This window comes from Pseudomonas sp. Leaf59 (assembly GCF_920984685.1).
GTDB lineage: Bacteria > Pseudomonadota > Gammaproteobacteria > Pseudomonadales > Pseudomonadaceae > Aquipseudomonas.
This window is the reverse complement of sequence record NZ_CAKLBR010000013.1, coordinates 39,327-54,433: the sequence shown is the minus strand read 5'-3', so window position 1 is coordinate 54,433 and position 15,107 is coordinate 39,327. Positions and strand designations below refer to the sequence as shown.

The window sequence follows — 15,107 nt, the reverse complement described above, 5'->3', positions numbered from 1 at the left end:
ATGTGGGAGGGGGCTTGCTCCCTCCCACAGTGAGCGTATTTCAAGATCAGGTTCAGCGTAATTCTGGCCCTCAAATCCTGCGACGACGATTGAGTTGCGGAATGGTGGTTTGCGCCACTTCCACTCGCTGCACCCGCGCCTGGGTGCGCGCTGCCAGTTGTGCCAGTGTCGGCTGGCTGAACAGGGTGCGCGCATCCACTTCCAGCCCGGCCTTGCGCAAGCGTGCCACCAGGTTGACCGCCAGCAGGGAATGCCCGCCCAGCTCGAAAAAGTGGTCATGACGCCCCACCCGTTCCAGCTTCAGCACGTCGGCCCAGATTCCGGCCATGGTGGTTTCCACCTCGCCTTGCGGTGCTTCGTAGGCGCGGCTGATCACCGCTTCCAGGCCCGGTTCCGGCAGGGCCTTGCGGTCGAGTTTGCCGGCCGGGTTCAGCGGCAGCGCATCGAGCTGCACGAAGGCCGCCGGCACCATGTACTCGGGCAGTTGCTCCAGCACATGGATGCGCAGCGCTTCCAGGCTCGGTGCCTGTTCGCGCACGGTGAAATACGCCACCAGCCGCTCTTCGCGGATCAGCACCGCCACTTCACGCAACGCCGGGTGCGCCAGCAGGCGTGATTCGATCTCGCCCAACTCCAGGCGCACGCCGCGTAGCTTGACCTGGAAGTCATTGCGCCCCAGAAACTCCAGGTTGCCGTCCGGCAGGTAACGCACCAGATCGCCGCTGCGATACAGGCGGTCGCCGGCCACGAACGGGCTGTCGATAAAGCGCTCGGCGGTCATCTGCGCCAGGCCCAGGTATCCGCGTGCCACGCCTACCCCGCCGATATGCAACTGGCCGCTGACGCCCAGCGGCACCGGCGCGTCGTGGTCGTCGAGCACATACAGGCGGGTGTTGTTGATCGCGCGGCCGATCGGCAGTTGCAGTGCCGGCACCGGTGCGCCGGGTTCAAGGGTCCAGGCGCTGCTGTCGACGGTGGCTTCGGTGGGACCGTAGACATTGTGCAGGCGCACCTGCGGCAAGCGCGTTTGCACGCCACGGGCCAGGGCTTCGGTGAGTTCGCCGCCGCCGCACAGCACGTCGGTGAGGCTGGTGCACAGCGCTGACTCGTCCAGTTCCAGAAACTGCTGCAACATCGCCGGCACGAATTTGATCACGCTGATGCGCTGCTCGCGAATCACTTGCGCCAGGTACGCTGGTTCCCGATGCCCGTCAGGTCGCGCCAGCACCAGGCGCATGCCATTGGTCAGCGGCCAGAACAGCTCCCACACCGAGCCGTCGAAGCTGAACGGCGCGCGTTGCAGCAGCGCGCCGCCTTCAGCGTTCGGGCACAGTGTGGAGCCCCAGTGCATCAGGTTGCTCAGCCCGCGATGCTCGATCATCACACCTTTGGGCGTACCGGTGGAGCCGGAGGTGTACATCACGTAGGCCAGGTTGGCGGCGCTCAGGCCCGGCACCAACGGATTGCCGATCGGCGCGTGGCGCCAGGCGCAGCAGTCGAAGTCGATCAGCGGGATCGACACGTCGCCCGGCAGGTCGCGCGTTGCGGCATGCACCAGCAGCGCCACCGGCTGGCTGTCGTGCAGCATGTAGGCCAGGCGCTCGCGCGGGTAGCCCGGGTCCAGCGGCACGTAAGCGCCGCCGGCCTTGAGAATCGCCAGCAGGCCCACGACCAGATCCAGCCCGCGCTCGACGCACAGCGCCACCCGCGAATCGGGCTGTACCCCGCGCTCACGCAGGTGGTAGGTCAACTGGTTGGCGCGCTCGTTGAGCTGTTGGTAACTCAGCTGGTGTTCGCCGGCCTGCACCGCGATGGCGTGAGGGGTATGTCGCGCATGCGCCTCGAACAGTGCCTGCACGCTGAGGGTGTCGGGGTAGACGGTGTCGGTGGCGTTGAAGTCCACCAGCAAGGTGCGCAACTCGTCGGCGGGCAGCACCGGCACGTCGTGCAGCGGCGATGTCGGCGCCTGTTCCAGTGCCTGCACCAGGCCGCGCACGGCCGTATCGAGGTAGGCCAGCAGCCGCGCGGCGCCGATCTTGCGCGGCGCCTTGGCCTTGAGGCGAAACCCCTCGGCGGTGTCGTCCACCGTGAGCATCAGCGGGTAGCTGAGGATGTCCTCACTGCTGAGCAGGGCAATCCCGGGCACCAGCTTCAACTCGGGGTCGGCCGAGGTATGCCGGTAATTGAGCAGGCTGTTGAACAACGGCGAGGCGCTGCTGCAACGCTGGGCCAGCGCCAGCGACGCCTGCTCGTGAACGAGCAAGGCACTCAGTTGGGCGTGGGTATCACTCAGCGCATCCAGCACAGTTTGCCCGGCCAGTTGCACCCGCAGCGGCAGTGTATTGATGAACATGCCCAGTGCGCGGTCGGCGCCCTCGCCCGCCTGCAGGCGACCCAGCAATACGGTGCCGAACACCACGTCATCGCGGCCCGACACACGGCTGAGCACCTGCGCCCAGGCCAGGTGAAACAGACTCGCGGCACTCACGCCCAGGGCGCGGGCCTGTTCGCGCACGCATTGATTGAGGTGCTCGTCGAGGGCCTGTTCGGCCTCTTCACTGTCGGCGCGATTGGCCTGGCGCTCCTGCAAGCCGAACGCCAGTGTCGGCTCGTCGACATCCGCCAGACGCTCACGGAAAAACGCCTCGTGCGCGGCCTGGCGCGCCGGCAAGCGGCTCTGCGCGACCACATTGCGATACGGCACCGGCGCCGGCAGTTGCGCCTGCTGGCCGAGCAGGTGCGCGCGAATCTCGTCCACCAGCACGGTGGTCGAGGTGGCGTCGTTGACCAGGTGATGAAAGCGCAATCGCGCAATCCAGCGTTGCTGCTGCGGCTGTTCGGCGTAGTCCATGGCCATCAGCGGCGCCTGGCGCAGGTCCAGCGGCTCATCACTGTCGCCCAGCGGTGCGACGCGCAACTGCGCCTTGCGCCACACCACCTGCATCGGTTGCTCCAGCGCATCCCAGGCCAGGCTGGTGCGCAGGATGTCATGCCGGTCGATCACCTGTTGCAGGGCCTGGGCAAAGGCATCGAGCTGTTCGCGCCGGGCAAAGCTGAACATCGCGTGCTGCTGGTACGGATCGCGCTCATCGGTGAGGTGGTGGTAGAGCAAGCCCTCCTGCAACGGCGCCAGCGGGTAGATGTCCTGCACATTCGCTGCGCCGCCGGGAATGCCCGCGACGATGCGGTCGATGCTGGGCTGGTCGAGTTCGGCAAGGGCCAGCAGGTCCGGGGTGATGTGGGTGCAACCTGGCGCAATTCGGTTGGCCGGCACCGCCACCTCGCGGCGCTGGCTGACGGCTGCCAGCGCCGCCAGGGTGGGCTGGCCGAACAGTACCTGCACGTCGGCATGCAGCCCGGCCTGACGCATGCGCTGCACCAGTTGCACCGCCAGCAGTGAGTGCCCGCCCAGTTCGAAGAAATGATCATGCCGGCCCACTTGCCGCACCTGCAGCAGCTCTGCCCAGATCTGCGCCAGGATGGTTTCCGCACCGTCGTGCGGGGTTTCGTAACGGCGGCTGACAAAGGCATCCTGGGTCGGTGCCGGCAACGCCTTGCGGTCGAGTTTGCCGTTGGCGGTAAGGGGCAGACTGGTCAGCTTCACGTAGGCGGCGGGCAGCATGTAGTCGGGCAGCGACGTTTGCAGGTGGGCGCGCAGGGTGTCGATATCGATAGGGTGATGCTCGATGAACCAGGCCAGCAGTTGTCCCTCGCGGAACTGCACCACGGCCTCCTTGACGGCGGGATGGCCGGCCAGGGCGGTTTCGATTTCCCCGAGTTCGATGCGCACGCCGCGAATTTTCACCTGGTCGTCATTGCGCCCCAGGTATTCAAGGTTGCCATCGGGCAGCCAGCGCGCCAGGTCGCCGGTGCGGTACAGACGGCCGGCGCTGAACGGGTCATCCAGAAAACGTTCGGCGCTGAGGTCCGGGCGGTTGAGGTAACCGCGCGCCACGCCCTTGCCGCCGACATACAACTCACCCGCAACGCCAATCGGCAGCAGGCGTTGCCGGGCATCCAATACGTAGACCTGGGCATTGGCGACAGGCGCGCCGATAGGCAGCAGGCTTCCCACTTCAACCCTTCCGGACGTGGCGACCACCGTGGCTTCGGTGGGCCCGTAGTTGTTGATCACATCGAAGGTTTGTGCACGGTTGAACGCACGCAGGCGGTCGCCACCGATGAGCAAGGTGTGCAGGGTCGGGTGTTCCAGGCGCTGGCTGAAAGCGTACTCGGCCACCGGCGTGGGCAGGAAGCACACGTCCAGCGGCTGGGCGCGCCACCAGTCGAGCAGCGCGTCGATGTCTTCGGCACCGTCATGGGCCGGCGGCAGGTGCAGCGTGGCGCCCACGCACAGGGCCGGCCACACCTCCCAGGCCATCGCATCGAAGCCGAACCCGGCGACGCTGGCGGTGTGGCTGCCCGCGCGCAGGTTGAAGGCCCGGCAGTGCCAGTCCACCAGGTTCGACACACTGTGGTGCTCGACCATCACGCCTTTGGGCAGGCCGGTGGAACCGGAGGTATAGATCACGTAGGCAAGGTGCGTGGGCTGCACCGCCACGTCAGGGTTGGTGCCCAGGTGCAACGCGGGACGGTCCAGCGCGATCACCGGTACGTCCAGCGCAGGCAGGCGCTGGCGCAAGTCATGCTGGGTCAGCACGGCGACCGGGGCGCTGTCGTGCAGCAGGTAGTTGAGGCGTTCGGCGGGATGGGCCGGGTCCAGCGGCACATAGCAGGCGCCGGACTTGAGAATCGCCAGCAGCCCCACCAGGGTGTCCAGCCCGCGCCGGGCCAGGATCACCACGCGATCGTCCGGCTGTACGCCCTGTTCGATAAGCTGATGGGCCAGGGCATTGGCCTGTTGATTGAGCTGGGCATAGCTCAGTTGCCGGCCCTGATACACCGCCGCCACGGCCTGCGGCGTGCGCGCAGCCTGGGCTTCGATGCGCGCGTGCAGGGTGCGCGGCTGAGTATCGGGCTGGGCGGTGGCGTTGAACTGTTGCAGTTGCGCCTGCTCGGCCGGGGTGATCAGGGACAATTCGGCGAGGGTGAGCGCCGTGTCCTCCAGGCCCTGCTCCAGCAACCCGATGACGCGTTCAGTCAGTGCCTGGACCTCGTCGTGACTGAAATACGCCTCGTTGTACACGCAATGCAGGCATGCGGTGTCCTGCACGCGATTGCTGCGCAGGTGCATGGCAATCGGCAGCGCTTCATGGTGGTTGGAAACCTTGATGGCCCGGGCCTGGACCTCGCCATAGCGCAGGTCATGATCGTCCTGCTCGTAGGACACCGACACCTCGAACAGCTGGCCGCGGTCGCTACGGCGCAGCCCCAGCTCACGGTTCATGTCGCTCAAGGGGAAGCGCTGGTGGCGCATGTCCTGCTTGAGCTGGTCGCGCACGCCGCGCACCAGTTCGGCGAAAGACAGCTGCTCGTCAAATTGAAAACGTACCGCGCTGACCTGGGCAAACATCCCTACCGTCGCGCGAAAACGCGCGTTGGCGCGGTTGAGCATCGGCAGTCCTGCCACCCATTCCTCGCGCTGATAGGTGCGGGTGAAACACACATATAACGCCGCCAGCAATACATGGAACGCCGAGGCGTGGTGACGCTTGGCCACGTCTTCCATGCGGTGCAGCAACGCCACGGGAAACCCTTGCACCAAGGTGCTGCTCGGCGCTGGCGCGGTGTGCCGTGGCGTCAGCAGCGGCTCGGGCAAGGTCTGGTATTTGTCCAGCCAATACGCGCGGTCGCGGACGTAACGCGACGACTGCCGGTAGTGCTGGTCGGCGTCGATGAAGTCGATATACGACGGCGCCAGCGGCTGCGGCTGACGGCCCTGCACCAGGCCCGTGTAGAGCTGCGCCAGGGACTGCAGCATCTGGCCGAAGCCCCAGCCATCAAGGATCAGGTGATGGGCCTGGGTGCCGAGCCAATAGCGGTCAGCGTCGAGCTTGACCAGAAAAAAGCGGAACAACGGCTCGCCCTGCAACCCATAGGGCCGAGCCATCTGCGCCTGCATCAAGGCCTGCGCGGCAACCTGCGGCTCGGGCAAGGACGAGAAATCATACCGCGCCACCTCTACCGTCACTGCCGCAGCGAAGTGCTGGCGTGGCAAGCCGTCAGCGTCGCTGAACAATTGGGTGCGCAGCCCATCGTGCAGGGCCACCAGTTGCTCGATGGCCTGCTGGATCAGCGCCGGCTCTACAGGGCCGGCAAAGTCGAGAAAACCACCGATGTTGTAGAGCGGCGAGTCACCCGCGCGCTGTTGGTCGAGCCAGATATCCTGCTGGGCGGCGGTGAGCGGGAAGCTGGGCGACGGGCTGGAAATGTGCGGCATAAGATCCTTCTCATGGGGGCTCGCCAGGGAGGTCCATCACGGCGAAATTGCCGGATTTGAGCATGGGGGTACGGGGCTGCCTGACACCCCAAACCCGGACATTCAAATGAATGGAACCGGCTCGGCTGAAGGTTCACCGCTGAAACGATTAAAGCGGTGTAGGACATTGGCTATATAACGCCGAGGATGGCAATTAGACACCCTCGCTATAAAATTGAATTATCTTTATAAATCAATAATTTATAAAATAATAAAAATCCGAGCTGGCTATTCGTCTGTGGAAATACCTGACAGAACCGTCGATTTAATGGCGGTACTTTTATGGCAGGTTGTGTCCCACGTTTCCGCTACATACGTAGGACAAATCCATATGGCTAAATGAAATCTCGAACGCCGAGTCACGTTCAAGCAACACGGCGCGCCCCGCACAGACCCAGGGCGCCCGATGGCGGTTTTCGACATCAAGGATGAGATGGCTATGAGTCTGACGCGCACCATGAGCAACACAACCAGCCCGCATTTCTATGCCGAAATGGGCGAACTGATTTCAAACAGCGGCCAGGAAGATTTCGCCGCGCACATGCTGCACCTGGTGGACAAATGGGTGCCGATCCACATGGTTGACCTCAGCGAGTGGACCCTCGACGAACTGCACGACCGCGTGCTCGATATCAAGCTGCTGGGCAGTGCGGGGCTCAAAAGCGAGCTGTCTGCGCCCCAGACCCTGCACCCGCTCAAGGACCATCCGCTGCTGCGGGAGATGCTGCGCATGCAGGACCCGCTGCTGATTCAGATGCGCGCCCAACCCAACAGCGCGCACCCGCGCGGCACCTCGCACCAGTGCAACCTCGTGGCACGCCAGGGCAATCGGCGCCAGGTGATTTCGTTCTACCGCCCGCCGGCCCAGCGTGGGTTCTCCCTGGCGGAGCTGTCGTTTCTCAAGTGCCTGTCGGACACCCTGCTGCCGCTGCTGGAGCGTCATGCCCAATGGCTTCACCAGGCGCCGCAGAGCGGCAGGGAACCGGTGCATAACCCGCTGGAGCAATCGCAATTGCAGCGCGAGTTCTACAAGCGGCTGTCGCTGAGCGATATCACGTTGTCGGCACGCGAGCAGGAAGTCTGCCTGGGCCTGCTGACTGGCGGCACCGTGCCGCAGATGGCGGAAAAACTCAGCGTGAAAAACAGCTCGATTGAAACCTACCTCAAGCGCGCTGCCGCCAAACTGGGCGTAAGTGGCCGCCATGGCCTGGCCAAATGGATGGTGGGCGCTTGATGACCAGAACCACCCTCACCGCCGTCGGCATGGCCTGCCTGCTCGGCGGTTGTTCGCTGATTCCCGAGTACCACCGGCCCCAGGCACCGGTGCCGCAGCATTACCCCCAGGACGGGGTGTATCGCCAGGCGCAAGCGGGCACGCAAACCACCTCGGACTGGCAGCACCTGTTCCATGACCCGGCGCTGCAACAGCTGATGAGTGATGCACTGGTCAACAACCGCGACCTGCGGGTGGCGGCGCTGAACGTCGCGGCGTTCCAGGCGCAGTACCGCATCCAGCGTGCCGACCTGTTTCCGGCGGTGTCCGCCACCGGTGCCGGCAAGCGCCAGAACGTGCCGGGGGATGTGACGGGCACCGGCAAGTCAGCGATCACCTCCAGCTATTCGGCCACCCTGGGCATCAGCGCCTATGAACTGGACCTGTTCGGCCGTGTACGCAGCCTCAGCGAACAGGCGATGCTCACCTACCTGGGCACCGCAGAAGCCAGGCGAAGCGCGCAGTTGAGCTTGGTGGCGAATGTCGCCAACGCGTACCTCACGTGGCGCGCCGACCAGGAACTGCTGGACCTGGCCCGGCAAACCCTGGCCGCCAACGAACGCAGCCTGCACCTCACCGAGCGCAGCAAAAGCGCGGGCAAGGCCTCGGCGGTGGATGTGGTGCAAGCGCGCACCAGTGTCGAAAGCACCCGCGCCAGCCTGGCCCGTTACCAGCGCCAGGTGGCCCAGGACCTCAACAGCCTCGCCTTGCTGGTCGGCGGCCCGGTGGACCCAAACCTGCCGTCGCGCCCGCTGGCGGACGACTTGGTAGCTCGGGTGCCCGCCGGCCTGCCCTCGGACCTGCTGCAGCGCCGCCCGGATATCCTCCAGGCCGAATACCAGTTGCAGGCCGCCAACGCCAATATCGGTGCCGCCCGCGCTGCGTTTTTCCCTTCGGTAAGCCTCACGGCCAATGCCGGCAGTGCCAGCACCGAGCTGTCAGGGTTGTTCAAGGGCGGCTCGGGCACCTGGACGTTCCAACCGCAGATCAACCTGCCGATTTTCAACGCTGGCAGCCTGCGTGCCAGCCTCGATTACGCCAGGCTGCAAAAAGACATCACGGTGGCCCAGTACGAAAAATCGATCCAGACCGCCTTTCAGGAAGTGGCCGATGGTCTCGCCGCGCGCCAGACATTCGTCGACCAGCTCAACGCGCAACGGGATTTTGTGGCCGCCAGCCAGCGCTATTACGACCTCGCCCAGCACCGCTATCGCAGCGGAGTGGACAGTAACCTGACGTTCCTGGACGCACAACGCTCGCTGTTCAGCGCGCAGCAGGCGCTGATTGTGGATCGACTGGCGCAGTTGATGGCAGAGGTGAACCTGTATACGGCGCTGGGTGGTGCGTGGGCCGAAGCCCCGCGCCTGGCCGCTTCGCCCTAGAGCAGTTTCAGCCCGATGATTGAACGGTTGCTCCAATCCGATTCGCGCAGCTCGGATGCCTTCCCGTAGTTATCCAGCTTGCCGTTGATGACTGCCATTGAATGCGCTAAGCCAGAGACCGTGCCGATCGCTCCCTGCCTGAAGTCTTCAAGAGTAGCCGGGGTCACGTAGTTCTTCAGGCCCAGGCGGCGCAGGGCCTGCCCTGGGTACTCGCCATCGTTCAAGCTGTTCAGGGCAGCGGCATAACCCAGGTGGCCGACGCCATCATTGTTTTCCAGCTGAGCACGCTTGGCGCTGACGGCATACAGAAACTGCGCATTGACCAGCACATCATTGGGCCTGTCGGCCTTGAAGTCCGAGGCTTTGCCGGCTTGCTCCAACTCTGCGTAACTGATGCGCAGTCTGTAGGCATCGCGCATGACAACCTCAACACCCGTGGCCGTCGCCTGGACGCGCTTGAAGACGCCGTGGGGATTATGACCAAACCTCATCATGGCGGCCTTGATTGCGGAAATGGTGACGCAATTCCCTTCAACGTTCTGGTAAAAGTCCGTGAATACGTCAGCGGGTTTTATGCCGATGTTGGCCGCCGTTCCGCGGATGAACCGGCCAGCTCCACCCACCCCCGGATCCAGATTTTCAGCCTGTGTGATGCGTCGGCGATTCACTTCATGGGTGTCATACCGCCCACTCCTGCGTTCGGACAATTGCCTGAGCCGCTCGCCCAACACGCCCAGCGCGCTGATCAAACCTTCTGCATTCTGCCTTGACGCGGGCTCAATCGGCATCTGCGCTGCGGAATAATCGGTCCTTCCAAAATACACATTCAACCCCAGCATTTTTCACCTCCAATATGCAAACGGTGCAGTCAATCAGCCAGCGTGGCAACTTTCAGGGAAGGTGAGACGGGCCTGTTATAGAACTGCCCCTCCATCACCCCATCAATGATGACGCCGTTCTTGTGTCTGCCGCCTGACGTCACCGGCACACCCACTTGCGCCCCCAGTGTTCCTGCATCGACAACCTTGATCTGCTGTTTCAGGCCCAGCAAGGACAGGGCCGAGTACCCATCAATGCCATCGCCCGCCAATGCCAGCACCCCCGGATACGAGTCACACGCGTGATATTCGCTGTCCGTGCGATACATACTCATGAACGAATCCGACTGTTTCTGAAGGTACAGCTCCAGCTCCAGGCTCTTGCGCTTGCTCATCACGGCAAACAGGAAGCTGGCATCCTTGACCATTCCTTCATCGCCGCCGCTGAACTTTGCAGCCCTGAACGCCAGGTTCAACTCTTCATTCGATAGAGTGAGTTTGAAGCCATCCCTCATTGTAATGCTGTAGCCGTCCCCGGCATTTACAACGTCCTCACATACACTGGCCGGGCTCTGTCCAAACTTCATCATTGCAACTTTGATGGCGCCTACATGTTCTTCCCTGCCAGCGCTGCCAAAGTAAGGATAGTGTTCGTATGACGCACGCAGCCCGTTGAGGATGTCATCCGGCTTTTGTCCTTTGGGTACCGCCGATAAGAAGTCTGTGACCGGCTCATAATGTTCAGTTGCAAACATCTCAGTCAGTTCGCTATCAAAATGGGTACGGGTAGCCGCCAGATTTGATCGTTCCATGAACGGTGCCAGCCTGTTGCGCCAGACATTGTCGATGGACACCGGTTCAGTGCGTGGAGCGGGCGCGACGTCCATGGGCGGCGGTGGACTGGGCAGCGTTTTATCCTTGGCCATCCATTTATTCAATGCACCGACCAATGCGTCGTACATCTTCAACAAGGCAGCCAACTCGGGATCTTTTTCCTGCGCCGTTAAATGTTGGCCGATCTCACTGAGTGCCGAGAACGGTCGAAGAGGATTAACGCCATGACTCGCCGCCGGTTGATGATCGACTGGTTCAGGCATTTTGCTGATGGGCGCGGGAGTTTCACCGCCCACGGGAGGCATCATCAGACGATTGTTGTACGCAGAACTCATGAGCATGACATTCAAGTCTCGGTAATTGAAATAAAAGGTCAACCCGTCAACGGGGGTACTTTTGCGTGGCGAATCGAAGATGATCGTTCCGGCCGCCAGCGGGCTAATACGTAACAACGACCTTCGATTTCAAACAATTACCATCGGAGAAATCCGCAGCCTCGGCCTGTTTGTGCGCAGGCACGCTGCCCTGCTGGAACTGACGCGGTGTACAGCCATACTCACGCCGAAACACCGTGTGCAGATACTGCGCCGAGGTAAAGCCGCAACGTGAAGCGATATCGGCAATCGCCAGCGCCTGGTTGCCCAACCCCTTGGCTGCTGCGGCGAGTTTGAAGCGCAGGATCTCGTCATGCACGCTGCAGCCGCGTACCTTGCGAAAGTGCGCTTCCAGGGACGAACGCGACACACCCACATAGGCTGCTACCTGCGCAGTCTTGATGCCCTGGCAGGCGTACTGGCGAATAAACAACAGGGCTTGCATCACATACGGATTGCCCAGCGGTTGATGCAGGCTGGAGGCCTGCACGTTGATCGCGTCCGGTGGCACCAGCACCTGGGTGCCCGTGCAGGGTTTGCCGTGCAGCATCTGGTGCAGCAACGCGGCAGCGGTGCGGCCCATGGTCTCGGTGCCCTGGATCACCGAGCTGAGCGGCACCCGCGTGAGCGTGCGGGTCAGCGGGTCGTTGTCGATGCCGATCAGGGCGACCTGCTCCGGCACCGCAATGCCCGCCGTGAGGCAGGCCTGCAAGAGCTGCCGGGCGCGGGCATCGGTGACGGCAATAATACCGATGGGCTTGGGCAGGCTGTGCAGCCAGGCGATTTGCTGCTCCACCGCGCTGTCCCATAGCGGCGCGCTGGTGCCCAGGCCGCGATAGATCTGCACCGCCAGACCGTCGCGCTGCATCAGCCCACGAAAGGCCTTCTCACGCTCCTGGGCCCAGCGATTGGCCTGGGCTTCGGGCAGGCTGAAACAGGCAAACCGGGCCAGCCCGGCTTCGATCAGGTGTTCGTAGGCAAGCTTCATCAGCGCATGGTTGTCGGTGGCCACGTAGGGAATGCCCTTGGGATAGGCGTGCACATCCTCGTAGGAGCCGCCCACCGCCACGACTGGCAACCTGCTCCCGGCCAGCGCCTCGCCGATCAGCGGGTCATCGAAATCCGCAATGATGCCATCGCCCTGCCAGCGCTCGATGCCCTTGAGGCGGCACAGGAAGTCCTCCTCCAGAAACAGATCCCAGGACGCGCGGGTGCTGCTCAGGTAATTACCGATGCCGGCAATGATGCCGCGGTCGTAGATTTTGCTGCCGTTGAAGAGCAAGGCGATGCGGTGGACGGGCGGTAGGGTTTTCATTGTTGTTGTCCTGGGGCCGATCAGGACAGACTAGACCTCGCCACTCAAAATCGCACCACACCTTGGTGATTTTCATAATCGGCAAGGCAGGCGCCGTTGCTAGTATCCAGACACCGCCAAGAACAATAAGGAAAACGCCATGCCGTACTTCCCCGGTGTCGAGAAGGTTCGCTTCGAAGGCCCAGACAGCGACGCCCCCCTCGCCTTTCGCCATTACGATGCCGACAAGCTGATCCTCGGCAAACCCATGCGCGAACACCTGCGCATGGCCGTCTGTTATTGGCACACCTTTGTGTGGCCGGGCGCGGATGTGTTTGGCGCAGGCACCTTCAAGCGACCGTGGCAGCGCAGCGGTGATCCGATGGACGTCGCCATTGGCAAGGCGGATGCGGCCTTCGAGTTCTTCTCCAAGCTGGGCATCGACTACTACAGCTTTCACGACACCGATGTGGCGCCCGAGGGCAGCTCGCTCAAGGAATACCGCCATCACTTTGCGCAGATGGTCGATCATCTGGAACGCCATCAGGAGCAGAGCGGCATCAAGCTGCTGTGGGGCACCGCCAATTGCTTCAGCAATCCGCGCTTCGCCGCTGGCGCCGCGAGCAACCCGGACCCGGAAGTGTTTGCCTGGGCCGCCGCTCAGGTGTTCAGCGCGATGAACGCCACACTGCGGCTCAAGGGCTCCAACTATGTGCTGTGGGGCGGCCGTGAAGGCTATGAAACCCTGCTCAATACCGACCTCAAGCGCGAACGCGAACAGCTCGGCCGATTCATGCGCATGGTGGTGGAGCACAAGCACAAGATCGGCTTCAAGGGCGACCTGCTGATCGAGCCCAAGCCTCAGGAGCCGACCAAGCATCAGTACGATTACGACAGCGCCACGGTGTTCGGCTTCCTGCACGAGTACGGGCTGGAGCATGAGATCAAGGTCAATATCGAGGCCAACCACGCAACGTTGGCTGGACACAGTTTTCACCATGAAATCGCGACGGCCGTGTCGCTGGGCATTTTCGGCAGTATCGACGCCAACCGTGGCGACCCGCAGAACGGTTGGGACACCGACCAGTTTCCCAACAGCGTCGAGGAAATGACCCTGGCCACCTATGAGATCCTCAAGGCTGGCGGATTCAGGAACGGCGGCTATAACTTTGATTCCAAGGTGCGTCGCCAGAGCCTGGACGAAGTGGACCTGTTCCACGGGCATATCGCGGCCATGGATGTGCTCGCCCTGTCGCTGGAACGGGCGGCGGCGATGGTGCAGAACGACACACTGCAGCAGTTCAAGGATCAGCGCTATGCTGGCTGGCGGCAGCCCCTTGGCCAGGCGGTGCTGGCGGGGGAATTCAGCCTTGAGTCGCTGGCCGAGCATGCGTTCACCCATGAGATTAACCCGCAGGCAGTGAGTGGGCGGCAGGAGATGCTGGAGGGTGTGGTCAACCGGTTTATCTATCGGTGAGGTTTGGCTTCTGTGGTGAGCCTGCTTCTGTGACAAGCGGGCTTGTTGTGGCGAGCGGGCTTGCCCCGCGTTGGGCTGCGAAGCGGCCCCAAAACCAGACGCCTCGGTTGTATCAGGTAAAACTGCGGTGTATGAATTGGGGGCCGCTTCGCGCCCCAACGCGGGGCAAGCCCGCTCGCCACATAAAGCTCGCTCGCCACAGAGGCCCGCTCGCCACAATCAGTAATGTGTTTGCCTAGAGTCTTCCAACAACAATAAAAGGACGCACTACCATGAAGTCATTCAAACGTACACTGCTTGCCGCCACCCTGGCGGTGCTCGCCCTGCCGGTGATGGCCGATCCCGCCCACCCGAAAATCGGCTTTTCCATCGACGACCTGCGTCTGGAGCGCTGGTCCCGCGACCGTGATTATTTTGTGGCGGCGGCGGAAAAGCTCGATGCCAAGGTGTTTGTGCAATCGGCCGATGCCAATGAGCAAAAGCAGATTTCCCAGATCGAAAACCTGATCTCCCGGGGCGTCGACGTGATCGTGATCGTGCCGTTCAACGCCACGGTGCTGACCAACGCGGTCGCCGAGGCCAAGAAGGCCGGGATCAAGGTGGTGTCCTATGACCGCCTGATTCTCAACGCGGACATCGACGCCTATATCTCCTTCGATAACGAGAAGGTCGGCGAGATGCAGGCCAGCGGCGTGCTGCAGGCGGCGCCCAAGGGCAATTACTTCCTGCTCGGCGGCGCGCCCACCGACAACAACGCCAAGGTGCTACGCGAAGGCCAGATGAAGGTGCTGCAACCGGCCATCGACAAGGGCGATATCAAGATTGTCGGCCAGCAGTGGGTCAAAGAATGGAACCCCACCGAAGCCCTGAGCATCGTCGAGAATGCCCTGACCCGTAACGACAACAAGATCGACGCCATCGTCGCCTCCAACGATGCCACCGCCGGCGGCGCCATCCAGGCCCTGGCCGCGCAGAAGCTGGCGGGCAAGGTGCCGATCTCCGGGCAGGACGCCGACCTCGCCGCGATCAAGCGCGTGATCGACGGCACCCAGACCATGACCGTGTACAAGCCGCTCAAGCTGATCGCCACTGAAGCCGCCAAACTCTCGGTGCAATTGGCCCGCAGCGAAAAACCGGCCTACAGCTCGCAGTACGACAACGGCAGTAAAAAGGTCGACACCATCCTGCTGACGCCGACCCCGCTGACCAAGGCCAATGTCGACCTGCTGGTGAAGGACGGTTTCTACACCAAAGAGCAGATCGGCGGGCAGTGACC

8 protein-coding genes are annotated in these 15,107 nt (G+C 62.9%); 4 read left to right on the top strand and 4 right to left on the bottom strand.

What is annotated here, in order from left to right:
• Window positions 1–70: 70 nt before the first annotated feature.
• Complete coding sequence (locus tag LUB09_RS15225) at window positions 71–6,340, bottom strand: non-ribosomal peptide synthetase (RefSeq protein WP_231422946.1); 6,270 nt, start codon at window positions 6,338–6,340, stop codon at window positions 71–73.
• Between the two features lie 478 nt (window positions 6,341–6,818).
• Here LUB09_RS15225 and LUB09_RS15220 point away from each other — a divergent pair, with 478 nt between their 5' ends.
• Window positions 6,819–7,613 (top strand): helix-turn-helix transcriptional regulator, encoded by a 795-nt coding sequence (locus tag LUB09_RS15220; protein ID WP_209982753.1) that lies wholly within the window; start codon window positions 6,819–6,821, stop codon window positions 7,611–7,613.
• A complete protein-coding gene (gene adeC / locus LUB09_RS15215) occupies window positions 7,613–9,034 on the top strand; it encodes an AdeC/AdeK/OprM family multidrug efflux complex outer membrane factor (protein WP_231422945.1) in 1,422 nt (473 codons plus the stop codon). Before LUB09_RS15220 ends, adeC begins: the two co-directional genes overlap by 1 nt.
• Here adeC and LUB09_RS15210 read toward each other — a convergent pair.
• From LUB09_RS15210 to LUB09_RS15200, 3 genes are read right to left on the bottom strand one after another with little or no spacing between them, the layout of a single operon-like run.
• Window positions 9,031–9,873: a hypothetical protein gene (locus tag LUB09_RS15210; RefSeq protein WP_231422944.1), complete on the bottom strand. Its 843-nt coding sequence runs from the start codon at window positions 9,871–9,873 to the stop codon at window positions 9,031–9,033. The two genes, adeC and LUB09_RS15210, sit on opposite strands and share 4 nt — an antisense overlap.
• 29 nt (window positions 9,874–9,902) lie before the next feature.
• A complete protein-coding gene (locus LUB09_RS15205; RefSeq protein WP_231422943.1) occupies window positions 9,903–11,138 on the bottom strand; it encodes a type III secretion protein in 1,236 nt (411 codons plus the stop codon).
• A complete protein-coding gene (locus LUB09_RS15200) occupies window positions 11,125–12,375 on the bottom strand; it encodes a XylR family transcriptional regulator (RefSeq protein WP_231422942.1) in 1,251 nt (416 codons plus the stop codon). The genes LUB09_RS15205 and LUB09_RS15200 overlap by 14 nt, the downstream gene beginning before the upstream one ends.
• A gap of 139 nt (window positions 12,376–12,514) precedes the next feature.
• Here LUB09_RS15200 and xylA point away from each other — a divergent pair, with 139 nt between their 5' ends.
• Both xylA and xylF read left to right on the top strand, forming a co-directional pair.
• Complete coding sequence (gene xylA / locus LUB09_RS15195; RefSeq protein WP_231422941.1) at window positions 12,515–13,831, top strand: xylose isomerase; 1,317 nt, start codon at window positions 12,515–12,517, stop codon at window positions 13,829–13,831.
• Between the two features lie 272 nt (window positions 13,832–14,103).
• On the top strand, window positions 14,104–15,105 hold the full coding sequence (gene xylF / locus LUB09_RS15190) for a D-xylose ABC transporter substrate-binding protein (RefSeq protein WP_209982763.1): 1,002 nt from the start codon (window positions 14,104–14,106) through the stop codon (window positions 15,103–15,105).
• Window positions 15,106–15,107 lie beyond the last annotated feature (2 nt).